Source organism: Shumkonia mesophila, assembly GCF_026163695.1.
GTDB lineage: Bacteria > Pseudomonadota > Alphaproteobacteria > Rhodospirillales > Shumkoniaceae > Shumkonia > Shumkonia mesophila.
The window spans coordinates 36,863-59,979 of record NZ_JAOTID010000012.1 but is presented as its reverse complement, the minus strand read 5'-3'; the positions used below and the strand labels follow the sequence as shown (position 1 = coordinate 59,979).

Below are 23,117 nucleotides of genomic sequence, written 5' to 3'. Positions count from 1 at the left end.
GAGAGAGTGAAAAGCGCCATGCCGGAAAACGCCACCGTCACGCTGTTCCGCGGCCGCCATGTCCTGATCGACGCAGAGGACGGGACCGGCCGGTGGATCGACGACGGCGCCGTCGCCGTCGCCGGCGATACGGTGCGCGAGACCGGCCCCTTCGACGCCCTGCGCCGCCGCTTCCCGAACGCGACGATCGTCGGCGATGGCCGCCAGATCGTGATGCCGGGACTGATCGACGCCCACACCCACGGCTATGGCATCACCCGCATCCAGGCCGGGGTCGGCTACGACTTCCTGGAGAACATGCTGCTCGACGAACCGTGGCGCGTTTCGCTGCCCGCCGATCTCGGCGCCGCGCTGACGGCGGTGCGCCACCTTGCCAACGGCTGCACGGCCCTCCATCACACCGGCTGGGACGATCTCGGGCCCGACGCCGTCGGCAACGCCGAAAGGGCCATCGGGGCCTACAAGGAAACCGGGATTCGGTTGGCCTATTCGCCGGCCATCCGCAACGTCAACCGCTTCGCCTGCGACGAGAAGGCGTTTCTCGAAACCCTGCCGCCCGACCTGCGGGCGCTGGCCCGGCCGTTCACCGAGTACGATCCGGACGAGGACGAGGCCCGTTTCTTCGAGGTCTTCGAGCATCTCCATGCCAAGTACGACGGGCCGGATATGCGCATCCTGCTGGGGCCGAGCTGGGCGCACGGCGGCACCGACCGGCTGATGGGCCGCATTCGAGACCGCGCGGCCGCGCTGGGCGGGCTTCCCATCCACATCCACACCTTGCAGACGCCGCATCAGCGCGCCTACGGCTTCAAGAAGTACGGCCGCTCTCTTCTGGCCGTTCTCGACGACATGGGCCTGGTGGCGCCGAACGCCGTTTTCGGCCACATGGTCTGGATTTCGGCCGACGACATTGCGCTTCTCGCCGCCCGCGGCGCCTCGATCACCCACCACGCCAGCTGCAACCTGCACGTCCGCAACGGCATCTCGCCGGTCTACGAGCTGCTGCGGGCCGGCGTCAACGTGGCGATGGGGATCGACGACAAAAGCATCAACGACGACGAGGACCCCTTCATGGAAATGCGGCTGATCCATCAGCTGCATCGCATCCCGGGGTTCGATCTCGAACGGACGCCGGCCATGACCGGCGCCCAGGTGCTGCGCATGGCGACGGTCAACGCGGCCCGCGTCATCGGCTTCGAAGGCCGCCTGGGCACCCTGGCGGCGGGGCGGCTTGCCGACCTCATCTTTGTCGATGCCGGACCCGTCTTCGACGCTCCGTGGACCAGCCCCGATGCCGATTTGCTGGAGACCCTGGTCCTCAGGGCCAAGGGATCGCATGTCCATACCGTCGTGGTCGGCGGCCAAGTGGTGGTCGAGGACGGCCGCTTCGTCGGCTATGATGTCGAGGCCCTTTTCGCCGAGGTGCGCGCCTTCTGCGGGCGTGGCGTTTCCGAAGCGCAGCGGGCCCGCCAGGAACCCATCCGCCGGCTGATGACCCATCACCAGCGCTGGCACAACGCCATGCTGGAGCATCTGGAGATGACGGAACCGTTTTATCGGCTGAACGGCCGATAAAGTCTCAGCAAGTGATATGGTGTGAACGTGCAAGACAAAACAACAGGTAAAGAATAGGGGGAACCATGGATACCCGCGATCTCGGAATCAAAAAGATCGACCCAACCCTGTACAACGAGGATTTGGCGCCCATTCCGCATGCAAAGCGGACGTGGGGCTGGTTTGAAATCTTCAATGTGTGGTCGAACGACATCCAAAGCCTTTTCGGCTACACGCTGGCCGCTTCGCTGTTCATCACCTACGGCCTCAACGGTTGGGCGGTGATGGCGGCGATCATCCTGGCCGGCTTCATCATCATGGTGCTGGTCAACCTCTCGGGGCAGCCCAGCGTGCGTTACGGCATCCCCTACCCGGTGATGGCCCGCGTCAGCATGGGTGTGCGCGGTGCCAACTTCCCGGCTATGGTCCGGGCCGTCGTCGCCATCTTCTGGTACGGCGTGCAGACCTACTTCGCCTCCACCGCGTTGACCCTTCTGATCAACGCGCTGACGGGCAGCGCCGGCGGGGCCGAATTCCTCGGCATGACCGCCATCGGCTGGTTCTCGTTCGTGGTCGTGTGGCTGTTCCAGCTCTACATGTTCTGGCGGGGCATCGAATGGATCCGCCATTTCCTCAACTGGGCCGGTCCCTTCGTCTACGTGGTGATGCTCGTCCTCATGGGGATCATCTGGGTCAAGGCGGGTGGCGGCCTGATGTCCGAAGTCGGCAAGATCTTCAGCGGCACCGGCACCTACGCCGGCGGCCCGGTCGCGGCCTTCCTCGGCATCACCGGCACGATGGTCGCCTACTTCGCCGCCGTGGTCATCAACTACGGCGACTTCTCGCGCTTCGTGCGCAGCGAACGGGAAATGAAAATCGGCAACCTGCTGGGGCTGCCGCTCAACGTCGCCTTCTTCTCGTTCATCGCGCTGTTCGTCACCGCCGGCACCGTCGTGCTGTTCGGCGAACGGCTGACCAACCCGGCCGACATCGTGGCCCGTGTCGACAACCTGGGGCTCACCGTGATTGCCGCCATCACCTTCTTCGCGGCGACGGTCGGCATCAACGTGGTGGCCAACTTCGTGCCGCCGGCTTACGACCTCGCCAACCTGATCCCCAGCAAGATCAACTTCAAGATCGGCGGGCTGATCACCTCCATCGCCGCCTTCTTCGTCGGCGCCTTGTGGGTCTCGGTGATCAGCAACATCGGCATCGCCGGCTTCGTCAATACCCTGGGCGCCATCCTGGCCCCGGTCTACGGGATCATGATCGTCGACTACTACCTGGTGAAGAAGCAGAAGCTGGACATCCAGCAGCTGTTTTCCTCCGAACCGGGCAGCAAGTACTACTACGTCAACGGCTGGAACCAGCGGGCGCTGATCGCCTTCGGGGCGGCCGCACTCTTCTCGATCTCCTCGGTGTGGGTGCCGGCTCTGGAAGCCCTGTCCGGCTACGGCTGGGTGATCGGGGCGTGCCTGGGCGGCCTGTTCTACTATGGCCTGATGGCCACCAGCCCGCTGGCGGCCAGCGCCGCGGCGGACGACTGACGACCCAAGGGAACCGGCGCGCGGGAAACCTCCCGCGCGCCGGACCTTTTTCGGGCCGGCCGGGCCTGGGGCCGGGGATACCCCGAGGAACGATCTCGCCAGGCGGAGCGGGCGTGGGGCGCCCGCGCAAGAAGCAAGAAGAAAGGCATTGGAAATGACCACCATGAAGACCGACTACCCGCGCGACATGACCGGTTACGGCCCCGATGTGCCGCATGCGAAATGGCCGGGCGGCGCCCGCATCGCGGTGCAGTTCGTGCTCAACTACGAAGAGGGCGGCGAGAACTGCGTGCTGCATGGCGATGCCGCCTCGGAAACCTTCCTGTCGGAAATGGTCGGCGCGGTGCCGTTCGTCGGCGCCCGCCACATGAGCATGGAATCGCTCTACGAATATGGCAGCCGGGCTGGCGTCTGGCGGGTGCTGAAGCTGTTCCGCGAACGGCGGCTGCCGATCACCGTCTTCGGCATCGCCATGGCGCTGGAGCGCAACCCGCTGGTCGCCGAGGTCGTCACGAAGGACGGCCACGAGATCTGCTCGCACGGCTACCGCTGGATCAACTATCACGGCATGCCGATCGAAGAGGAGCGCGAGCACATGCGCCTCGCCATCGAGATCCAGAAGCGCATCACCGGCTCCCGCCCGCTCGGCTGGTACACCGGGCGGACCAGCGAGAACACCCGCGCGCTGGTGGCCGAGGAGGGCGGCTTCCTCTATGACGCCGACGACTATTCCGACGACCTGCCGTTCTGGAGCCGGGTGGTGGACAAGCCGCACCTGGTGGTACCCTACACGCTGGACACCAACGACATGAAGTTCGCGGCGATCCAGGGGTTCAACAGCGGCGATCAGTACTTCACCTACATGAAGGACGCCTTCGACACCCTTTACGAGGAGGGCGCCGAGCGGCCGCGCATGATGTCGGTCGGCATGCATTGCCGGCTGATCGGCAAGCCGGCGCGCTTCCAGGCGCTGAAAAGGTTTGTCGATTACGTGCTTTCGCACGACAAGGTGTGGGTGGCGCGACGCGTCGACATCGCCCGCCATTGGCGGGAACATCATCCGGTGTGAAGCCGGCGGCTGGGACGCAACGAAAGAAAGGCACGCCGATGGACGACAGCAATCTCGGCCCCCGAGTCGAGGTGTTTCGCCCGTGCGTGCCGGCGGGGTCGGTGCGACGGGCCGCTTTCTTGGGCATGTGCCCGCATCCAATGACGGGCAAAGTGGCAGGAAAGCGCCGTTGCGCCACCGTCGGCGGCCGAACGGCTGAAAAAATCAACATAGCCTTGGCAGGGCGGGGATTTCCTTTCATTCTGACCAATTCTTACGCACGGGGGACACGGGTAACAACATGAACAACGTGGCACAATCGGCGCATGGCCTGAGCATGCGGGTCAACTGGTTCGTCGAACGCTTTTGCGTGCTCCTGATGGTCATCCTGGTGCTCGACGTGTGGCTGGGCGTCTTGGTGCGCTACCTCGTCCCGGTGATGGGATCGCTCTTTCCGGACATCACCGTCCAGGCGACCTGGACCGAGGAATTGGCCCGCTACCTGATGATCTGGATGGCGCTGCTGGCGGTGTCGTCGGGCATCGCGCATCGCGAACACATCGGCGTGCTGTTTGTTTTCGAGAAGTTTCCGCCGCGCTACCGGCGATGGCTGGCGTTGATCTTCGACCTCCTGGCCTTCGCGTTTTTCGCGTTGATCTTCTACTACGGGCTCGGCTTCGTGGAGCGCGGCATGACCCGCTTCACCATGATCTACGAGATGCCGAAGGGCTATCCCAACATCGGCATTCCGCTGTCCGCGGCCATGGCCTGCGTCCAACTCGCCTTGGTCTCGGTTCGCGATTTCATCATGCTGGCGCCGGCGGCTACCGACAAGCCGGCGCAGGAGGTTTGACATGATTCTTGTTGGTGTCATCTTTTTCGGCCTCCTGGCGCTGGGCATGCCGGTCGGTTTCATCCTCGGCGTCGCCGGCGTGGTCGGCATCCTCGACATGGGCGGCGGCCGCTTCCTGACCATGGTTCCGGACCGCTTCTTCGCCGGCCTCGATCTCTTCCCCTTCCTCGCCATGCCGTTCTTCATTCTGGCCGGCGAGATCATGAACAAGACCGGCATCACCGACCAGATCGTCAAGTTCGCCGATTCGCTGGTGGGCTGGCTGCGCGGCGGCATGGCCCACACCAACTTCGCCGCCTCCATCATGTTCGCCGGCATCACCGGGGCGGCCACCGCCGAGGCGGCGGCCTTCGGCAACACCCTGGTGCCGGCCATGGTCAAGTCGGGCTACACCAAGCCCTTTTCCTGCGCGGTGGTGGCCGCCGGCTCGATCATCGGGCCGACCATCCCGCCCTCCACCCTGATGATCATCTACGGCTCGATCATGGGGGTGTCGATCGCCGGCATGTTCGCCGCCGGCATCCTGCCCGGCCTGCTCATCGGCGCCGCCTGCATGGGCATGATCGCCATCTTCGGCAAGCGCTGGAACCTGCCCAAGTCCGACCGCCGGCCGAGCCTGCGCCTGATCGCCACGACGTTCCGCGGCAGCTTCCTGGCGCTGCTGCTGCCGGTGTTCATCCTGGGCTCCATCCTGGGCGGCTGGGCGACGCCCACCGAGGCGGCGGCCATCGCGGTCGCCTACGCCCTCTTCCTCGGCGCCGCGGTCTATCGCAAGCTGAGCTGGCCGGACCTCTACCACACGCTGGTCCGCACGACGATGATCACCGGCGTCATCTTCGTCATCATCGCCTCGGCCACCATCCTCGGCTGGTGGATGACCTACAACCAGATCCCGCAGCTGATCGCCAAGGGCTTCCTCAGCATTTCCAGCAATCCCGCCGTCATCATCGGCATGATCGTGGTGCTGCTGCTGTTCATCGGCCTCTTCATGGACATCAACGCCACGCTGATCATCATGGCCCCCGTGCTGGGGCCGCTGACGCTGGCCATCGGCATGGACCCCATCCACGCCGGTATCGTCATCGTGCTGGCGCTGAACATCTCGCTGATGACGCCGCCGGTGGGGGCCTGCCTGTTCGTCCTGGCCTCGGTGTGCAAGGAGAAGATCGAAAACATCACGCGCTCGCTGTGGCCCTTCATCCTGGCCGAAGTGACCGTTCTCCTCTTGGTGGCCTATTGGCCGGCGGTGACGCTCAGCGTGCCGCGTGCGCTCGGCTTCTGAGACGTTTTTTCGTGTTCGCAGTCTATAAAAAAGGGAGCATTGGAATGACATACCTCAAACATCTGCGACTCCTGGCGGGAGCCGCCACCGTTGCCCTGGTGTCTTCGGGCGCCATGGCGGCGGACGTCACCATCCGTCTGGGCCATATGAACCCCGACGAGCCGCTCGATTCCCACTCGGGTACCATGGCCGCCATCTTCAAGTCGTTCGTCGAGGCCAACACCAACGGCACGATCGAGGTCAAACTGTTCGCCAACGGCCAGCTCGGCAAGGAAAGCGAAGTCATCGACCAGGTCCGCAGCGGCGTCGTCGAATCGTTCATTTCCTCGGCCGGCGGCGTCGCCGGGCACTATCCGCTGGTCGGCGTCTTCGACATGCCGTTCGCCTTCCCGAACATCGCGGTCGCCTCCAAGGTCATCAGCCGGGACAGTTCCTTCGGCAAGAAGTTCGTGGCCGACCTCGAGAAGAAGACCGACCTCAAGGTGCTGGGCCTCATCGATTCCGGCGGCTTCTTCGTGTTCTCCAACAACAAGCGGCCGATCAAGACGGTCGAGGACATGAAGGGGTTGAAGATCCGCACCATGACGCTGCCCACCCACGAGGCGATCGTTTCCTCGCTGGGCGGCCAGCCGACCGCGCTGCCGTGGGCCGAGGTCTATACCGCGCTGCAGACCGGCGTCGCCGACGGCCAGATGAACCCGATTCCGATCATGGCCTTCGCCAAGTTCGACGAGGTCCAGAAGTACCTGTCCATCTCCAACCACGTGATCACGCCCTACGTGTGGTTCATGAACAAGGACTTCCTGGCCAAGCTGAAGCCCGAACAGCGCGACGTCGTCCTGTGGGCGTCCGATGTGGCGAGCGAGGCCGGCCGTGGCATGTCGCGCCTGATCGAGGCCTCGGATCGCGGTCTGCCGCGCCTGGCCAAGAAGATGCAGGTCAACACCATCCCCGCCGCCGAGCTCAAGAAGTTCGCCGACGCGACCCAGCCCGCCGTGCGCAAGCTGATCGAAGGCAAGTACGGCAAGGAAGGCACCGAGATGCTGGATGCCATGCTGGCCTCCATCAAGGAAAACATGTAACCGCTTCGCTTGCGGCGTGAACGGGGCCGGGCGCCGTCGCGTCCGGCCCCTTTCCATTCTTACGGAGGAAACCATGCGCCCATCGTCCCGTCCCGCCAATCTCGGCATCGATCCCGCCCGCCTGATGGGCCGCATCGAGGCGCTCGGGCGGATCGGCGCCCTGCCCGGCGGCGGCGTCAGCCGGCTGGCCCTCTCCGAGGCCGACCGCCAGGGCCGCGATTGCGTGGCCGGCTGGATGCGTGGCCTCGGCCTCGCCGTCACCGTCGATCGCATCGGCAATGTCTTCGGCCTGCGTGCGGGCGCCGAGGCCGGGCCCCCCGTGGTCATCGGGTCGCACATCGACACCGTGGCCACCGGCGGCCTTTACGACGGCGCGCTCGGCGTGCTGGCCGGCCTCGAGGTGGTGAACGTCTTGAACGACGCCGCCATCCGCACCCGCCGGCCGCTGGCGGTGGCCTTCTTCACCAACGAGGAGGGTGCGCGTTTCGCCCCCGACATGATGGGCAGCGGCGTTCTTTCCGGCCATCTCGGCCTGGCCGAAGCGCTCGCCGCCGTCGGCATCGACGGCGCCACCGTGGGCGACGAACTGGCGCGCATCGGCTATGCCGGCGACGCCCCGGTCGGCGCCATCGCCGCCCACTGCTATCTCGAGCTGCACATCGAGCAGGGCCCGGTCCTCGATGCCGGGGGCATCGCCATCGGCGCCGTCACCGGCGTGCAGGGCATCTGCTGGACCGAATACCGCTTCCAGGGCCAGACCAACCACGCCGGTACGACGCCGATGGCGATGCGCCACGACGCCGGCTACGTCGCCGCGCGGGTGGCCGTCGAGGCCCGCCGGCTGGCGGGGGAAATCGGCGGCGTCCAGGTGGCTACCGTCGGGCGCCTCGCCGTCGCACCCGGGCTCGTCAACGTGGTGCCGGGGGAGGCGCTGTTGACCGCCGATCTGCGCAACACCGATGCCGCGACGCTCGCCGCCGCCGACGAAAGGCTCCGGGCCTTCGCCGCCCAGGCCGCCGCCGCCGAGGGGGTGGGGTTCGAGGCCCGTCCGCTGGCCCGCTTCGCCCCGGTCGCCTTCGATCCCGAACTGGTCGCGCTCGTCGAAGAAACCGCCCGCGGCCTCGGCCATTCGGTCAGGCGCATGCCCTCGGGGGCCGGCCACGACGCCCAGATGTTCGCGCCGCACTGCCCGGCCGCCATGATCTTCGTGCCGAGCCGGGGCGGCATCAGCCACAACGTGACCGAGCACACCGACCCGGCGCAGCTTTCCGCCGGCGCCGAGGTGTTGTTGCGCGTCGCCCTGGAAAAGGCCGGCGTCGTTTAAGAATTAAGATTCACCACCGAGAACACGGAGAACACTGAGAAAGACACTGAGAAGGACTTCTGCGCGGGCTCCGCCCGCACTTAAATCTTCTCTGTGACCCTCTGTGTTCTCGGTGTTCTCGGTGGTTCGAGCTTTCTCATTCAGCCCAGGAACGCCGCGCCGGCCAGCACCCAGGTGGCGATGAACAGCGTTTCGGCGACCATCAGGCTGACCGGCACGGCGCCCACCGTCACCAGGGCCTTGAGCGAGGTCTTGACCCCCAGCGCGGCGATCGCCGCCACCAGGCACCAGCTCGACAGCTCGCTCAACGGCTGGCGGGCCGCCTCGGGCACGAGGCCCAAGCTGTTGGCGGCGACCAGCAGGCAGAAGGCGACGACGAACAGCGGCAGCGGCGGCCGCCGGCCGGCCCCGCCCTCGCGGCGCCCGAACACCAGCGACAGCGCGAACACCACCGGCACCAGCATGGCGACGCGGAACAGTTTCGTCACCGTGGCCACGTCGCCGGCCTCGGGCGAAATGCCATAGCCGGCCCCCACCACCTGGGCGACGTCGTGGATGGTGCCGCCGAGGAAGATGCCCGCCGAATGATCGTCGAGCCCCAGGGCCCTGGCGACGATGGGATAGACCACCATGGCGATGGTGGACAGCGTGGTCACCGCGATGACCGCGAAGATGGTGTCGCGCTCGTGGTGCGGATGGCGCGGCAGCACCGCCGAGATGGCCATCGCCGCCGAGGCGCCGCAGATGCCCACCGCGCCGCCCGTCAGCACCCCGAAGCTGCCGCCCCGGCCCAAAAGCTTCGACGCCGCCCAGCCGACGGCGATGGTCATCACCACCCCGGCCCCGACCCAGCCGATCAGGCCCCAGCCCAGACCGGCCACCTGCTCGACCGTGATGCGCAGGCCCAGCAGCGCCACGCCGACGCGCAGCACGCGGGACGCCGTGAACTGGATGCCCGGCACCGAGCGCCGGTCCTCGGCCAGGAAATGGAAGGCCAGGCCCAGCAGCAGGGCGAACAGCATCTGCGGGGCGCCGTAGTGGTCGGAAAGAAAGCGGGCGGCGGCGGCCACCGTAAGGGCCACCACCATGCCGGGAAAGTAGCGCCGCCACCTGCGGATGCGGCGGCCGGCGACGACAAGGCGGCGCACAACGGGACGTGTCACGGCAAAGGACTCCGCTGCGAAGGGGTCGCAGTTGTGGCCGATGGGCCGCGCGCCGTCAATAGAGCATGCCGTGCGCCCCCAGCACGGCGCCGGCCACGGCGATCAGGCTCGCCGCCAGCAGCACCCAGTGGAACCGTTGCACCAGGGCGAAGGTGCCCTCGGGGTCCAGCGCCGCCCGGTCGCGGAACCAGCGGTGCAGGATGAGCGGCTCGGCCGCGAACAGCACGACGGTGAAGATCGCCCACACCGCCACCATGGCATGCATCCACCACAGGCCGGGATCGAGGAAGCGATCCCAGGCGTCCATCCGCCAGGTCATGTAGAACCCGCTCGCCCCGGCCAGCAGGGTCGAGACCTTGGCCTGGCCGCCGAACCGGCCCTCCACCGCCTCGAACAGCGCCAGGCGCTCGGCCGCCTCGCCCCGGCGCCTGAGCGCCGGCAGGATGACGGCGGTGACCATGGCCACCCCGCCGATCCAGTGGACGACGGCCAGAACGTGCAGCGCGCGGGCGATGGTGACGTCGTCCATGGGGCCTCCCTAATTTCGGTGACAGTGCACTTAATTCCCGTCACGTCAGCCCATTGCAACAGGCTGACTCCATGGGAATTAAGTGCACTGTCACCGAAATTGCCACTGTGCCCGACCCGCCGGCCGCCGCCAACCGCCAATCGCGCTTGGCGCCCCCCTCCCTGTCCCTCCCCCGCGAAGGGGGGAGGGAACGCGGCGGCACCCGCCTTCTCCCTTTCTCCATCTCCCAAGATGGTGGGAACGCAGCGGCGCCCGCCTTCCCTTTTCTCCCTCCCCCTCGATGGGGGAGGGTCGGGGAGGGGGTGACATCCGGCCGTGACAAGGCGGTTCAAATTCGACCCGAATGGCCCTATTCTCCGCGCGGTTTTTCCCATGCACCCGCAGAAGCGGAGGGGCGATTGAAGAATTCGCTGTTCAGGTTTCTCGCCGTCGCCGCCCTGGTGGCGGCGCTGCTGGGCTGCCAGTCGGCCCCTCCCCCGGCGCCGGGATACGGGGCGCGGCGCCTTCCCGACCAGCCGTTCGACCCGGCGCTGCCCGATGCCGTGCATTCCGCGCACCACATTTCCGGCACCGGCTGGGTCGACGTCGTCTATCGCGTCGTGGCGATGGAACGGCGGCTGGTCGTGTGCGGGGTGTGGATCGCCCATGGCGGCAAGGGGGTCCAGGGGGCGGCGGCGCGAACCCTCCGCCAGGCCCGCCTGGAGGTCGAGGACGTTCCGGTCGCCGGCCTTGTGGCCTTCAAGGGCTATTGGGAGGGCCAATTGCCGCCCGCCGGCCTCACCGCCGGCTGTGTGGAAGCGGAAAACCCGGTACCGGCCCCGTGGCCCCCGGCCTATACCCAAATCGTGATCGGCTCGGAAAAAAAGGGCGGCGGCGGCTTATAGCGTCGTTTCCGCTCGCACGGAATCGCCAATTAATTCCTCGTCATTCCCGCGCACGCGGGAATCCAGGCCAAACCGCCGTTCTGGACTCCCGCCTGCGCGGGAGTGACGCGAGAGGTGGCTTCGTCTGACTGCAAACTGTCTAGCCGCCCGGACTCTCGCGGCCCATGCCCCTCCTCTCCGCCCCACCGGCGGAGAGGGTAACCGGCCACTTCGGCCCTACAGTTGCTTGCGGTACTGGATGAACCCCGAGCGCTCGGCCACCTTGTCGTAGAGCGCCTGCGCGGTGGCGTTGGTCTCGTGCGTCTGCCAATAGACGCGCGCTAGGCCCGCCGCCCGCGCCCGCGCGTAGACGGCCTCGATCAGCGCCCGCCCCACCCCATGGCCCCGCGCCTCCTCCGCCACGAACAGGTCCTGCATGTAGCAGACCGGGGCGATCATCGACGTGTTGCGGTGCAGGATGGTGTGGGCGAGGCCGATCAGCCCGCCGCCGGCCTCGGCCACCAGGGCCTCGAGCGGCTCGTAGGCGTCGAAGAAGCGGCCCCAGGTGACGCGCGTGACGTCGTCGGCGATGGCCCGCCCATAGAAGCGGTGATAGCCCACCCACAAGGGCAGCCACTGGGCGAAATCGGCGGCCGCCACGGGGCGCACGGTCAAGGCATCGGACAAGGCGGTTCTCCCACGGGGTTGAGGGCCGGGCGGCAGCGTAGGCGGGAAGGCGCGGGGGTGGCAAGGGGGAGGCGGCATTCCATGGTCATAGCTCGGACGGGTCGCGGCCCCCCTCCCCAACCCTCCCCCACGAGGGGGGAGGGAGTTTCCGCCCCGGCATTGCCTTCTTCCCCCTCCCACAAGGGGGGAGGGAGTTTTCGTCCCGGCATTGCCTTCCTCCCCCTCCCACAAGGGGGGAGGGAGTTTCCGTCCCGGCATTGCCTTCTTCCCCCTTCCCCACGAGGGGGAGGGAGATGACGGCGCCGTTGCGTCGCTCTTCTCTTCCCCCTCCCCCTTGACGGGGGAGGGTCGGGGTGGGGGTGCGCCGCCCCCTCACCAATAGCGCAGCGCGCCTTCGAACATCGCGGCCAGCTCGTCCCTGGCGATGGGGCGCGGCGCGTTGTCGATGACCCGCTTCTGCGGCCACGCCTTCTCGGTCAGGGCCGGCACGTCGGCCGCCGTGTAGCCGACGCCCGTCAGCCCGTTGGGAATGCCGATGGCGCGCATCATCTCGATCACCTTGTCGGCCAGGATGTCGCCGGGCGCCTTGTTGACGCCTTCGGTCTTGGCGCCCAACGCGCGGGCGGCCCTAAGATGGCGCTCCGGGCAGGCCGGGCCCATGTGGCGGAACACCGACGGCGAATTGACGATCACCGCGAAGCCGTGCGGCACCAGCGGGTGGTCCTCGGGCCAGCCCTCGGCCCGGTAATCGCGCACCAGCCCGGCCACGGCATAGGACATGCCGTGCGGAATGGCGCAGCCGGCGGTGCCGAAGCCGATGCCGGCCAGCATGCCGGCGAACATCAGCCGCTCGCGGGCCTCCGAATCGGCGGGGTTGGCGACGGCGCGTTCCAGGTTCTCGCCGATCAGGCGGATGGCCTCGATGCAGTTGATGTCGCTGTAGGGGTTGGCCCCCTGGCTCAACGGCCGCAGCGCCGGGTCCTCGGGCGCGGCGCGATGGGTGTGCGGCCGCGCGGTCAGCGATTCGACGGCGTGGCTGAACACGTCCATGCCGTTGGCGGCGACCACCGGGACGGGCAGGGTGGCCAGTGCCTCGGGGTCGACGATGCCCATCGACGGTTTCAATCGCGGGCTGGCGATGCCGGTCTTGGCGTTCATCTCCTCGAAATCGAAGATGGCGATGCCGGTGCACTCGCTGGCGGTGCCGAAGGTGGTGGGGCACGCGATGTGGGGGCGCAGCGGCCCCGGCACATGCCGGCCCTTGCCGATCGGCGCGTTGACGTAATCCAGGAAGTCGGCGGGCGGATGGGTGGCATACAGGTTGGCCGCCTTGCAGGTGTCCATCACCGAGCCGCCGCCGACGGAAACGAAGCCGTCGAAATCGCCCGCCTCGGCGAAGCGGATGGCGGCCTTGAACGACGCCCCGGTCGGCTCGACCGCGCAGCGGTCGTAAAGGGTGACGGCGATGCCCTTGTCGCGCAGCGACCGGGTGGCGATTTCCACGGCCGGCAGCCGGGCGACGCGCGGATCGGTGTACAGCGCGACCCGGCGCATCCCCAAAAAGCGGGCGTGGGCGCCGATCTCGGCCAGCGCGCCGGCCCCGAAGGTCTCCTTGGTCGCCTCGAAGGTGAAGGCGGCATCGCCGCCCGCGCGCAGGGAGAAATAATCCGATACCGCCATGCTCGCCCCCTCTTCCGATCCGTTGAGCCCGCCGCCCGGTTCCTGACGGCATGGTAGTGGAAACGGCCGGTTCGGAGAATAGGGGAAGCGGCAAAATCGAGACCCGGCCGTTACGTCGAAGTGGCGGATAACTGGCACCGCATCGCAAGCATTTTTATTGTTGCATAGCAAGCATCGCAAGCATATGCTTGCGATTGCCTCGAGACTTCCAATGGAGAAAGAGATGCCAGATTATGCGAAAGGTGGGCGAGCCCGGGCGGAATCGCTCTCTCCCGAACAGCGCAGAGACATCGCTCGGAAGGCGAGTCGCGCACGTTGGATGAAGACTCCGTCCCCGATAATGCCCGCAGATGGGGAAACTCCTATCTCCATCGCGATTAATCCTGAGGATTTTGTAGATGGCCCATCTGCCAACCTGCCCGTCGCGAGGTATCGGGGTTATCTCAATATCGTTGGAATGGATGTTCCCTGTTATGTCCTGAGCGATGGTCAGAGGGTAATCGGGAGAACTTCTGCTACAGAGGTTTTGACCGGCATCAAAGGAGGTGGGGCTCTCGAGAAGTATCTTGGGGTCAAGGCGCTTGAGCCTTTCATTTTTATAGACCTCGTACTTGAGAGAATGCTGGCTTTTCGGCTCCCCGAGGTTGAGGGCCTCGAGAAGGCCGTTAAAGGCCTGCCAGCTGACTTGTTTATCGATATCTGCGAAGGATTCGTTGCGGCTCTAAACGCTCACTACGACCCGAATTCCTCACATCCCAAATTGACTGCGCGTCAACAAGAAATGGCCATTAAGGCCGGTATGTTCTTGGCCGGGTGTGCCAGAGTGGGACTCGAGGCCCTTATTGATGAGGCGACGGGGTACCAATACGAACGTGCCGAAGATGCACTGCAGGTCAAACTACGAGCCTACCTCACCGAAGAAATGCGGAAATGGGAAAAGACATTTCCAGACGAACTTTGGCAGGAGTTTGCGCGTCTTACGGGTTGGAAGGGGAGTGTAACCAAACGCCCTAAGTACTGGGGAAAGTTGGTGATGGAATTGGTCTACGAGTATCTGGATTCCGACGTTGCGGATTGGCTGAAAGACAATGCCCCCGCTCCTCGCCACGGGAAAAACTATCACCAATGGCTAAGCGCTCAATATGGTCTCAAGAAATTGGTCGAGCATATTTGGATGCTGATTGGCGTTGCTAAGACTTGCGGTGATATGCGGGAACTTAAGGATCGTATGGCCGAGCTTAACGGAAAGGTACCTATTCAAATTCGAATGTATTTACCGCGTCCAGGAGTCGAATAGTCCGACCTCTGCCGCGCTATCGGCCTAGAGCATTTTCCGCTCAGGCGGGATCATTCTTCATCGTCACCCCCGCGAACGCGTGGGTCCAGGGCGAGTGACGGAGCGGTTGCCCTGAATTCCCGCGTTCGCGGGAATGACGACCAATAAAGGGGTGATTCCATGTGGCCGCAAAATGCTCTAGCGTTACACATATTTCGTACGGCACTAGAGTTGTGACGAAAGTTTAGCTCAGTAGCCAATTCCGTTAGGAGCGCCACAGATGACAGATGCCCCAGTAGTCCATATGGGAGAGAACTCTCCAGAGTTCGTGGCATTCAAGCTCTTCCGAGAAATTGCAGTTGCCGAAGGCAAGTCGCTTTACGATGGGCCCGGTGGAGGGGTGACGGCAGACCGACGGTGGATACTTGATACCTATGCTGAGTGTCTCCGTACAATTCGATCTCCAATGGCTCGCGACCGCTGATCAATCGGCGCAGAATCTAGATTGAACCCGCGCCGAGACCGGTGGTGATGAAAGGAGTTTGTTCGCGATCACCTCACCGTATCACCAATCCATCCCCGAGATAGGATCAAAAACCTTGATATTTGCAAAAATATGAGCTAAAATTCCTCATTTGCTCTTTGACAGGGTGGATCGGATCGTGGGCGCGGGCGGCCGGGGCGGCTGTTCGCGCGGTGTGGGGCGGTTCCGGGCTCCCGCGTGCGCGGGAGCGGCGGGAGGGGAAACGGCCTCGGTGGAGGCGGGTCAACCTGCTGATTTCAAAGGCGGAAACGCCAAAATGATGACAGATGACGACAAAGGATGACGATCCTACGGGGACTCGCCGGTTTCCCCTTTTCCGTCAACGGGTTGGCGTATATTAGGGAAGCGGGATAATCATCATTTCTGGGGCGGCGGGGTCGCCCCCTCCCCGGCCCTCCCCCATCGAGGGGGAGGGAGGGAGAAAAAGGCGGTCGGCCGCTTGGGCCCCCCCTCCCTACCCTCCCCCGCGGAGGGGGGAGGGGAACAAGGGGGCCGGTGTCTGCCCTCGCCTCTTTCCCCCCAAAGAAAAGACCGCGCCGGGGGGGGCGCGGTCGAGGAAGGCGGCGGTCTCGGGGGGAGGGTGCCGCCGCCTGGGGCGGTCCAGCGGGGGGCGCTTGAGCCCCGGCCGCCGGCCGCCGGTCGGTAAGTGGCGGCCTCAGCCCTGGCGGGGCTGGGCGCGGTTGAGGATCTCGCGCAGCTTGTCGGCCGGGTGGCGCAGGCGGGCCAGGAAGATCATCGCCGCGATCACATAGGGCTTGTAGCTGGCCTCCTTGTAGAGCGGCACGCGGTAGCGGTCGAACACGGTGTCGCCCACCTCGCCCTGCTTGCAGGAAACGCCGGTGATGTCGGCCGGCAGGCAGTGCATGTAAAGGGCCGAGCCGTTGTGCGTGGTGGCCATGCGCTTTTCCGTGCACTCCCAATCCTTGTGCTTGGCGTTCTCGGCCAGCAGCTCCTTCTCGAGCGCCTTGATGCCGTCGAAGTCGCTTTTGGCGTAGAGGTCGGTGCGCTTTTCCATGGCCGAGAACGAGGCCCAGCTCTTGGGGTACACGATGTCGGCGCCCTCGAAGGCCTCGTCCATCGAATGGGTGCGCATGAAGCTGCCGCCGGAGGCCCTGGCGTTGCGCTCGGCCACCGCCTCGACCTCAGGCATCACCTCATAGCCCTTGGGATGGGCCAGCACGACCTCCATCCCGAAGCGGGTCATCAGGCCGATGACGCCCTGGGGCACCGAAAGCGGCTTGCCGTAGGAGGGCGAATAGGCCCAGCTCATGGCGATCTTGCGGCCCTGCAGGTTCTCGATGCCGCCGAAGTGGTTGATGAGGTGCAGCATGTCGGCCATCGCCTGGGTCGGATGGTCGATGTCGCATTGCAGGTTGACCAACGTCGGGCGCTGCTCCAGCACGCCGTCGCGGTGGCCCTCCAGCACGGCGCGGCTGACTTCGCGCATGTAGGCGTTGCCCTTGCCGATGTACATGTCGTCGCGGATGCCGATGACGTCGGCCATGAAGGAGACCATGTTGGCGGTTTCGCGCACCGTCTCGCCGTGCGCGACCTGCGACTTGCCCTCGTCCAAGTCCTGGACCTCCAGGCCCAGAAGGTTGCAGGCCGAGGCGAAGCTGAAGCGGGTGCGCGTCGAGTTGTCGCGGAAGATCGAGATGCCGAGGCCGCTGTCGAACACGCGGGGCGAGATGCCCTGCTCGCGCAGGCCGCGCAGGGCCTCGGCCACGGTGAAGACGGCGGCGATCTCGTCGTCGGTCTTCTCCCAGGTGAGCAGGAAGTCCTCGTGATAGAGGCCCCGGGCGTCGAGCCGGCCCAGTTCCTTGACCAATTCTTCGATTCTGACCTTGTCCATCTTTCTTGGCTCCAGTGGTGCGTTTACGGGTTCAAAGGGACATGCAATCCATAAAGAAGGCTGCCGCGCGGGGGGCACCCCCTCCCCAGCCCTCCCCCATCGAGGGGGAGGGGGAAAGAGTGGCCGCCTTCGGCTCCCTCCCCCCTTTGCGGGGGAGGGGTGGGGAGGGGGGGCGATGCCGGGGACTGTCGCATGACGGCCATCCCTCACGGCACGATGGCGGTGCCGGTGGCGCCGTCGACGGCGGCGGCGACGTGGGCGGGGTCGGTGATGACGACGCGTTTGCCGCCGGCCGCCAGGTAGGCCAGCGCCGCCTCGATCTTGGGCAGCATGCTGCCCGGCGCGAAGTGGCCGTCCCGGGCGTAGCCGGCCATCTCGGCGGCGGTCGCGGCGGAAAGGGGGCGCGCTTCGGGGGTGCCGAAGCCCAGCATGACCTGCGGCACGGCGGTCGAGATGACCAGCAGGTCGGCGCCCAACTGGCTGGCCAGCAGGGCCGAGGCGTGGTCCTTGTCGATCACCGCGTCGACGCCCTCGAAGGCGCCGTTCCGCTCGATCACCGGAATGCCGCCGCCGCCGGCGGCGATGACGTGATAGTCGCCTTCCAGCAGCCGGCGCACGGCGTCGAGCTCGGGGAAGGAAACCGGGCGGGGGGAGGGGACGACGCGCCGCCAGCCGCGCCCGGCGTCTTCGCGGAGCACCCATTCGGGGTGCTGGGCGGTCAGTTCGGGCAGCTGTTCGGCGGTGTAGAAATCGCCGATCGGCTTGTCGGGGTGGGCGAGGCCGGGATCGTCGGGGTCGATGACCACCTGGGTCACCAGGGTGGCGACGTTGCGCGGCCGGCCGCGCCGAGCCAGTTCGTTGCCCAGCGCCTGCTGGATCTGGTAGCCGAGCGCGCCTTGGGTGTCGGCGACGCAGCTCACCAGCGGCACGTGGTGCATGCCGGCGGCCTGCCGGGCGATCTCGGAGCGCCGCAGGATGAAGCCGACCTGCGGGCCGTTGCCGTGCGTGATGACCAGCCGCCAGCCGGCCTCGGCCAGCTTCACGACGCTGGCCATGGTCTCGCAGATGGCGGCGTACTGGTCCTCGACGGTCTTCAGTTCCTTGGACTTGAGCAGCGAGTTGCCGCCCACCGCCACCACCGCGATGCGCCCCACCTCTCCCCGGCCCTCTCCGCCCCCCGGGGCGGAGAGGGAGGGACCCGCGGAGCGGGAGGGTGAGGTGGGGGCCGGGCCGCCGCGTCTCATGGTGTCACCTGTTGCCGGACCGCCGTCAGGCCGGCTTGCGTTTGAGGTAGGTCAGCGGCAGCGCCGCGTAAAGGGCGGCGCAGCGGACCAGGTCTTCTTTCCAGGTCTTTTCGTTGGGGGCATGGGCCTCCTTCTCCTTGCCGGGGCCGAAGCCGATGACCGGGATGCCGTACATGCCCATGATCGAGACGCCGTTGGTGGAAAACGTCCACTTGTCGATGCGGGGCTCGGCCTTGAACAGTTCGCGGTAGGCGTCGGCGGCCGCCTGGCAGGCGGCGTGGTCCTCGGGCGCCACCCAGGTCGGGAAGTAGCAGTCGGTGGGATAGACCAGTCCGGTATAGGAGGCCCGCTCATAGGTGTACATGCTGACCTTGGCCTTGGCCGCCTTGACGGCCGGCAGTTCGCGGATCTGGGACAGCGCCAGCTCCTTGTCCTCGCCGACGGTCAGGCGCCGGTCGATGGAGATCGAGCAGCCGTCGGCCACCGCGCAGCGGGAAGGCGAGGAGAAGAAGATCTCGGAGACCGTGAGCGAGCCCTTGCCGAGGAAGGGGTCGTGCTTGAGGCGGGGGTGGAGCGCCTCGAGGTCGGCCAGGATCTTGCCCATGGCGAAGATGGCGTTGTCGCCGCGCTCGGGCGCCGAGCCGTGGGCGCTGACGCCCTTGACGTCGACGCGGATCTCCATGCGGCCGCGCTGGCCGCGGTAGATGCCGCCGTCGGTGGGCTCGGTCGAGACCACGAACTCGGGGCGCAGGCCGCGCTCCTTGACCAGGTACTGCCAGCACAGGCCGTCGCAGTCCTCTTCCTGCACGGTGCCGGTGACCACCAGGGTGTAGTCGTCGGCGAGGTCGAGGTCCTTGATGATCCTGGCGGCGTAGACCATCGAGGCCATGCCGCCTTCCTGGTCCGAGGCGCCGCGGCCGCCGATGGTTTCGTCGTCCTCGTAGCCCTCGTAGGGGTCGAAGGTCCAGTTGGCGCGGTTGCCGATGCCCACCGTGTCGATGTGGCCGTCGAGCGCGATGAGGCGCTTGCCGCGCCCGATGAAGCCCAGGATGTTGCCCATGGGGTCGATCTCGACCTTGTCGAAGCCGACTTTCTCCATCTCCTGCTTGATGCGCAGGATGACGTCCTTCTCCTGGCAGGACTCGCTGGGGATGCGGATCATGTCGCGCAGGAAACGGGTCATCTCCGGCTTGTAGCGGGAGGCGAGGTCGCGGATCTTGTCGAACGGGATGGTGTCGGCCATGGGCGGGTTACTCCTTGGGACAGGGGGATCAGATGATTTTCGAGGGATACTTGCCGAACCAGGCGATGTCGCGGTAGTTGATCGGGTCGGTCGCCCCTTCGGTGTTGAAGCACAGCACCACCGAGCGCGAGGTCAGGCCGAGTTCGCCCTTGAGATCGGCGAAGGCGGGCAGGTTGGCCAGCAGGTGCAGAAGGCCGACCCCGACCGAGCCGGATTCGCCGGCCTCGACGGCGGGGTCGCCGACGATCGGGTTGGCCAGGATGCGGATGCCGTCGGCGGCCACGAAGTCGCCGCAGCGCACGAAGCATTGGGCGGTGGCCTTGAGCACGTCCCAGCCGATGGGATTGGGCTCGCCGCAGGCCAGCCCGGCCATGATGGTCTTGAGCTCGCCGGTCACCGTGTGCGGCTTGCCGTCGCCGGCCGCCATCGATTCGTAAAGGCAGGCGGCGTTGGTCGGCTCGACCACCACGATGGTCGGCGCCCGCTCGCCGAAGCGGTCCGCCAGATAGCCGGCCACCGCGCCGGCCATGGCCCCGACTCCGGCCTGAAGAAAGACGTGGGTGGGGCGGATGCCATAGGCGTCGAGCCGCTCGACCGCCTCGTGGACCATGGTGAGATAGCCCTGCATGATCCAGGTGGGGACCTTGGTGTAGCCTTCCCAGGCGGTGTCCTGCACCACTTCCCAGCCCTCGCGCTCGGCGGTCTGGCAGGCCAGGCGCACGGCGTCGTCGTAGTTGAGATCGGTGACCTCCACGCGGGCGCCATGGGCGCGGATGGCCTCGACGCGGGCCGGCGCCGGGTTCCTCGGCATGAAGATGACGGCCTGCTGGCCCAGCGTGGCCGCCGCCCAGGCGATGCCGCGGCCGTGGTTGCCGTCGGTCGCCGTGGTCAGCGTGACGCGGCCGAGCTTGGCCAGGACCTCGGGGTCGCGCAGGCGGTTGAAGCCGGTCTTGGCGATGTCCCAGCCCAGCTTCTCGCACAGCAGGCGGGCCACCGCGTAGCTGCCGCCCAGCGCCTTGAAGGCGTTGAGCCCGAAGCGCCGCGACTCGTCCTTGACGAAGACGCCGCCGACGCCCCAGGCCGAGGCCAGGCTGATGAGGCCGGCCAACGGCGTCTCGGTATAGCCGGGGATGTCGCGATGAAAGCGATGCACCTGGCGGGCCTTGGCGGCCGAGAAGGCCTCCGGCGTGTCGCCGCCGACGCCCGGGTTCATCACGTATTCGAATTCGAAACCACTGATTTCCGGCATGATCCGGCGTCCCTTCATTCGGCGGTACTGTCGGCCGGCTCGGCCTTGGTTTCCCGCAGATAGCCGTAGATGGTGTAACGCGAGGTGCCCAGCGCGTCGGCCACGTACTGCACCGTGCCCTTGTACATGAACACCCCGGCCTTCCCGAGGTCGGCCACGATCTTCAGGCGGTCCTCCTTGCTCAAGTCCGAAGGGGCCTTGCCGAAGGCGCCGACGATGCCGTCGATGATCGATTCCACGGTCTCGGGAAAGGTGGTGGTGTGGAATTCCTTGCGGGTGGTTTCGGCCACCGGCGAAAACTCGACGTGCTCGGCCAGCACGGCGTTGAGCCGCATGTACTCGCTGACGTCGAAGTTGATCGAAAGGCAGCCGACGACATGGCCCTCGTCGTCGCGCACGAAGACGGTCGAGCACTTGAGCACCCGGCCCTTGCTGGTGACGTTCTTGTAGCCCAGCACGTCCTCGGCGTCGTCGCCCTGCTCCTTGACGATACGAAACGGGAAATGGCTGACCGGCGCCCCGACCTCGCGCCCGGTCAGGTTGCCGGCGACGTGAACGACGGCGTGGTCGGGGTGCGAGAAGTCGTGCACGACCACCTCGGCGTGCGAGCCGAAAACGGCGACGATGGCGTCGGCGGTACGTTTCAGATGGTCGAGAAGATGGGTGTCCATGCGGCGTCTCCCAACACGGACACGGTATAGCAAACAATTTTGTTGAAGGCTACAACAAAATTGTTAAAGGACGTCAGGTCCGCTCGGCGCCGGTGAACAGAACGGCCGCCCGCGCCCCCTCGGGCAACCCCGCCGCCGCCAGGTCGATGAGGCCGGCCAGGCCGGCCGAGCCGGTGTGCGAGACGGCGATGCCGGCGGCCTCGGTCCCCAGGCGATGGGCCTCGATCAGCCGGGGCTCGCCGACGATGCGGGCGTCGCCGTCGGTCACCGCCATGGCCTCGACCAAGGCCAGCCAGTCGTAGGTCTCGTCATCGAGGATGCCGTGCGCCACGCTATGCGGCGTGGCCGGCCACGGCTTCATGAACTCGGCGCGGTTTCGTGCGGCATGGCGCAGCGAACCGGCCAAGTCCTCGGGGTCGGCCTCGCCGGCGAAGCGGGTGAAGGCCTGCTTCAGCGGATAGGCACCCATGGTCTGCACGGTGAAGATGGCGGGCAGGCGCTTGAGCGCGCCGAAATCGCGGGCCTCGCGCAGGCCCTGGTAGCAGGCCGAGCCCAGCGCGCCGCCGCCGACCTGGACGACCAGCAGGTCGAGGTCGGTTCCGGCCGCGCGCAGCGCATCGGCCATTTCCCAGCCCAGCGTGTGGCCGCCCTCGATGGCGAGGCCGACCTCGTTGCCCTGCACGCCGAACGGCAGGCCGCCTTCCGCCACCGCCCGGCGGAAGCCGTGGTAGCAGGGATCGCCCGGCTGTCCCGCCTGGCGCTCCATGACGTGGCAGGTGGCCCCGAGATCCTGGAGCCGCTTCACCACCGGGGCCTCGGCGTCGGGCGGGATGAAGACGTCGAGCGGCCACTCGGCGGCGCTGGCGATCACGGCGGCGGCCAGGGCCGCGTTGCCGCAACTGGCGATGGCGAGGCGCCGGGCGCGCAGGCCCTGGGCGACCGGCAGGCCGGCCCGCTCCAGCACCTTCAAGTAGATCATCACCCCCATCAGGTGGCGGGCCTTGTGCGAGCCGCTGACGTTGGCGGTCTCGTCCTTGACCCACACCTCGGCCCCGGCCGGCATGCCGATGGCGGCGGCAAGCGCCGGCTGTGGCGCGAAGGGCGTGACGCGAAAGCCCCGTCCGTCGACGCGGGCGACGGCGGCATCCAGATCCTCGACCAGGCCGCAGAAGTCGGCGTCGGTCAGGCCGTGGCGGCGCGCCAGGTGATAGCCGAGCAGAAGCCGCCGGTAGCGGATGAACGGGTTTTGGTCGGCGAGTGCGGCGGCCGGTTCCGGGAAGGCGACCTCGGGCCCGCCCAGGCGGCGGACCAGCACGTGGTCGATGCCGTCATCGTCGGCGGCATTGGGGCAGCGGAAGGCCAGCGTCGCATCGGCGGCGACGACGGCACCGCACCCCGAACAGGTGACCCGCACATTGGCCATGGG

Annotated in this window: 19 protein-coding genes; 9 read left to right on the top strand and 10 right to left on the bottom strand. The window is 66.7% G+C overall.

Features of this window, described 5'->3' with window-relative positions:
- The first annotated feature begins 18 nt into the window (after positions 1 to 18).
- The 7 genes from ODR01_RS18020 (at position 19) to ODR01_RS17990 (ending at position 8,690) form a co-directional block, all read left to right on the top strand.
- The gene (locus tag ODR01_RS18020; RefSeq protein ID WP_316979085.1) at positions 19 to 1,575 is read left to right on the top strand and encodes an amidohydrolase family protein; all 1,557 of its coding nucleotides are present in this window, start codon (positions 19 to 21) and stop codon (positions 1,573 to 1,575) included.
- A 65-nt stretch (positions 1,576 to 1,640) separates the two neighbouring features.
- Positions 1,641 to 3,101 (top strand): NCS1 family nucleobase:cation symporter-1, encoded by a 1,461-nt coding sequence (locus ODR01_RS18015; protein ID WP_316979084.1) that lies wholly within the window; start codon positions 1,641 to 1,643, stop codon positions 3,099 to 3,101.
- A 163-nt stretch (positions 3,102 to 3,264) separates the two neighbouring features.
- On the top strand, positions 3,265 to 4,170 hold the full coding sequence (puuE, locus tag ODR01_RS18010) for an allantoinase PuuE (protein WP_394356850.1): 906 nt from the start codon (positions 3,265 to 3,267) through the stop codon (positions 4,168 to 4,170).
- Between the two features lie 280 nt (positions 4,171 to 4,450).
- A complete protein-coding gene (locus ODR01_RS18005; RefSeq protein ID WP_316979082.1) occupies positions 4,451 to 5,002 on the top strand; it encodes a TRAP transporter small permease in 552 nt (183 codons plus the stop codon).
- A 1-nt stretch (position 5,003) separates the two neighbouring features.
- Positions 5,004 to 6,284, top strand: a complete 1,281-nt coding sequence (locus ODR01_RS18000) for a TRAP transporter large permease (protein ID WP_316979081.1) — start codon at positions 5,004 to 5,006, stop codon at positions 6,282 to 6,284.
- A gap of 44 nt (positions 6,285 to 6,328) precedes the next feature.
- The gene (locus ODR01_RS17995) at positions 6,329 to 7,366 is read left to right on the top strand and encodes a TRAP transporter substrate-binding protein (protein ID WP_316979080.1); all 1,038 of its coding nucleotides are present in this window, start codon (positions 6,329 to 6,331) and stop codon (positions 7,364 to 7,366) included.
- A gap of 73 nt (positions 7,367 to 7,439) precedes the next feature.
- Positions 7,440 to 8,690 carry a Zn-dependent hydrolase gene (locus ODR01_RS17990; protein ID WP_316979079.1) on the top strand — a complete coding sequence of 417 codons (1,251 nt, stop codon included), beginning with the start codon at positions 7,440 to 7,442 and terminating at the stop codon, positions 8,688 to 8,690.
- Positions 8,691 to 8,830: 140 nt separating this feature from the next.
- Here the strand turns inward: ODR01_RS17990 and ODR01_RS17985 are convergent, their stop codons facing one another.
- Together ODR01_RS17985 and ODR01_RS17980 are read right to left on the bottom strand one after the other, a co-directional pair.
- Positions 8,831 to 9,853: a YeiH family protein gene (locus tag ODR01_RS17985; protein ID WP_316979078.1), complete on the bottom strand. Its 1,023-nt coding sequence runs from the start codon at positions 9,851 to 9,853 to the stop codon at positions 8,831 to 8,833.
- Between the two features lie 55 nt (positions 9,854 to 9,908).
- Positions 9,909 to 10,382 (bottom strand): hypothetical protein, encoded by a 474-nt coding sequence (locus tag ODR01_RS17980; protein WP_316979077.1) that lies wholly within the window; start codon positions 10,380 to 10,382, stop codon positions 9,909 to 9,911.
- Between the two features lie 398 nt (positions 10,383 to 10,780).
- Here ODR01_RS17980 and ODR01_RS17975 point away from each other — a divergent pair, with 398 nt between their 5' ends.
- Complete coding sequence (locus tag ODR01_RS17975) at positions 10,781 to 11,266, top strand: hypothetical protein (protein WP_316979076.1); 486 nt, start codon at positions 10,781 to 10,783, stop codon at positions 11,264 to 11,266.
- A 216-nt stretch (positions 11,267 to 11,482) separates the two neighbouring features.
- On the opposite strand, the gene ODR01_RS17970 is transcribed toward ODR01_RS17975, so the two are convergent.
- Both ODR01_RS17970 and ODR01_RS17965 read right to left on the bottom strand, forming a co-directional pair.
- Entirely contained in the window at positions 11,483 to 11,932 is a 450-nt protein-coding gene (locus ODR01_RS17970; RefSeq protein WP_316979075.1) for a GNAT family N-acetyltransferase, read from the bottom strand.
- A 372-nt stretch (positions 11,933 to 12,304) separates the two neighbouring features.
- Complete coding sequence (locus ODR01_RS17965) at positions 12,305 to 13,612, bottom strand: hydroxyacid-oxoacid transhydrogenase (protein ID WP_316979074.1); 1,308 nt, start codon at positions 13,610 to 13,612, stop codon at positions 12,305 to 12,307.
- A 211-nt stretch (positions 13,613 to 13,823) separates the two neighbouring features.
- Between ODR01_RS17965 and ODR01_RS17960 the strand changes: the two genes are divergently transcribed.
- Positions 13,824 to 14,909, top strand: a complete 1,086-nt coding sequence (locus ODR01_RS17960; RefSeq protein WP_316979073.1) for a P63C domain-containing protein — start codon at positions 13,824 to 13,826, stop codon at positions 14,907 to 14,909.
- A 1,178-nt stretch (positions 14,910 to 16,087) separates the two neighbouring features.
- Here ODR01_RS17960 and ygeW read toward each other — a convergent pair.
- The 6 genes from ygeW to ODR01_RS17930 all read right to left on the bottom strand — a co-directional run bounded on the left by ygeW (position 16,088) and on the right by ODR01_RS17930 (position 23,114).
- A complete protein-coding gene (gene ygeW, locus ODR01_RS17955) occupies positions 16,088 to 17,284 on the bottom strand; it encodes a knotted carbamoyltransferase YgeW (RefSeq protein WP_316979072.1) in 1,197 nt (398 codons plus the stop codon).
- A 206-nt stretch (positions 17,285 to 17,490) separates the two neighbouring features.
- The gene (locus ODR01_RS17950; RefSeq protein ID WP_316979071.1) at positions 17,491 to 18,438 is read right to left on the bottom strand and encodes a carbamate kinase; all 948 of its coding nucleotides are present in this window, start codon (positions 18,436 to 18,438) and stop codon (positions 17,491 to 17,493) included.
- A 115-nt stretch (positions 18,439 to 18,553) separates the two neighbouring features.
- Positions 18,554 to 19,771, bottom strand: a complete 1,218-nt coding sequence (locus tag ODR01_RS17945; RefSeq protein ID WP_316979070.1) for a YgeY family selenium metabolism-linked hydrolase — start codon at positions 19,769 to 19,771, stop codon at positions 18,554 to 18,556.
- A 28-nt stretch (positions 19,772 to 19,799) separates the two neighbouring features.
- Positions 19,800 to 21,020: a diaminopropionate ammonia-lyase gene (gene dpaL / locus ODR01_RS17940; RefSeq protein ID WP_316979069.1), complete on the bottom strand. Its 1,221-nt coding sequence runs from the start codon at positions 21,018 to 21,020 to the stop codon at positions 19,800 to 19,802.
- 14 nt (positions 21,021 to 21,034) lie between these two features.
- Positions 21,035 to 21,691, bottom strand: a complete 657-nt coding sequence (locus ODR01_RS17935) for a helix-turn-helix transcriptional regulator (protein ID WP_316979068.1) — start codon at positions 21,689 to 21,691, stop codon at positions 21,035 to 21,037.
- Positions 21,692 to 21,764: 73 nt separating this feature from the next.
- Positions 21,765 to 23,114, bottom strand: coding sequence for a pyridoxal-phosphate dependent enzyme (locus tag ODR01_RS17930; RefSeq protein WP_316979067.1), 1,350 nt, complete (start codon positions 23,112 to 23,114; stop codon positions 21,765 to 21,767).
- Between the last annotated feature and the right edge of the window lie 3 nt (positions 23,115 to 23,117).

Bases quoted from the DNA above. Each gene is read 5' to 3' on its own strand.
- ODR01_RS18015 (WP_316979084.1), top strand. From the start codon at position 1,641: ATGGATACCCGCGATCTCGGAATCAAAAAGATCGACCCAACCCTGTAC.
- ODR01_RS17965 (WP_316979074.1), bottom strand. From the start codon at position 13,612: ATGGCGGTATCGGATTATTTCTCCCTGCGCGCGGGCGGCGATGCCGCC.
- ODR01_RS17945 (WP_316979070.1), bottom strand. From the start codon at position 19,771: ATGGCCGACACCATCCCGTTCGACAAGATCCGCGACCTCGCCTCCCGC.
- puuE (WP_394356850.1), top strand. From the start codon at position 3,265: ATGAAGACCGACTACCCGCGCGACATGACCGGTTACGGCCCCGATGTG.
- ODR01_RS17930 (WP_316979067.1), bottom strand. From the start codon at position 23,114: ATGGCCAATGTGCGGGTCACCTGTTCGGGGTGCGGTGCCGTCGTCGCC.
- ODR01_RS17960 (WP_316979073.1), top strand. From the start codon at position 13,824: ATGGAGAAAGAGATGCCAGATTATGCGAAAGGTGGGCGAGCCCGGGCG.
- ODR01_RS17935 (WP_316979068.1), bottom strand. From the start codon at position 21,691: ATGGACACCCATCTTCTCGACCATCTGAAACGTACCGCCGACGCCATC.
- ODR01_RS17990 (WP_316979079.1), top strand. From the start codon at position 7,440: ATGCGCCCATCGTCCCGTCCCGCCAATCTCGGCATCGATCCCGCCCGC.
- ODR01_RS17995 (WP_316979080.1), top strand. From the start codon at position 6,329: ATGACATACCTCAAACATCTGCGACTCCTGGCGGGAGCCGCCACCGTT.
- dpaL (WP_316979069.1), bottom strand. From the start codon at position 21,020: ATGCCGGAAATCAGTGGTTTCGAATTCGAATACGTGATGAACCCGGGC.
- ygeW (WP_316979072.1), bottom strand. From the start codon at position 17,284: ATGGACAAGGTCAGAATCGAAGAATTGGTCAAGGAACTGGGCCGGCTC.
- ODR01_RS18020 (WP_316979085.1), top strand. From the start codon at position 19: ATGCCGGAAAACGCCACCGTCACGCTGTTCCGCGGCCGCCATGTCCTG.
- ODR01_RS18005 (WP_316979082.1), top strand. From the start codon at position 4,451: ATGAACAACGTGGCACAATCGGCGCATGGCCTGAGCATGCGGGTCAAC.
- ODR01_RS18000 (WP_316979081.1), top strand. From the start codon at position 5,004: ATGATTCTTGTTGGTGTCATCTTTTTCGGCCTCCTGGCGCTGGGCATG.
- ODR01_RS17980 (WP_316979077.1), bottom strand. From the start codon at position 10,382: ATGGACGACGTCACCATCGCCCGCGCGCTGCACGTTCTGGCCGTCGTC.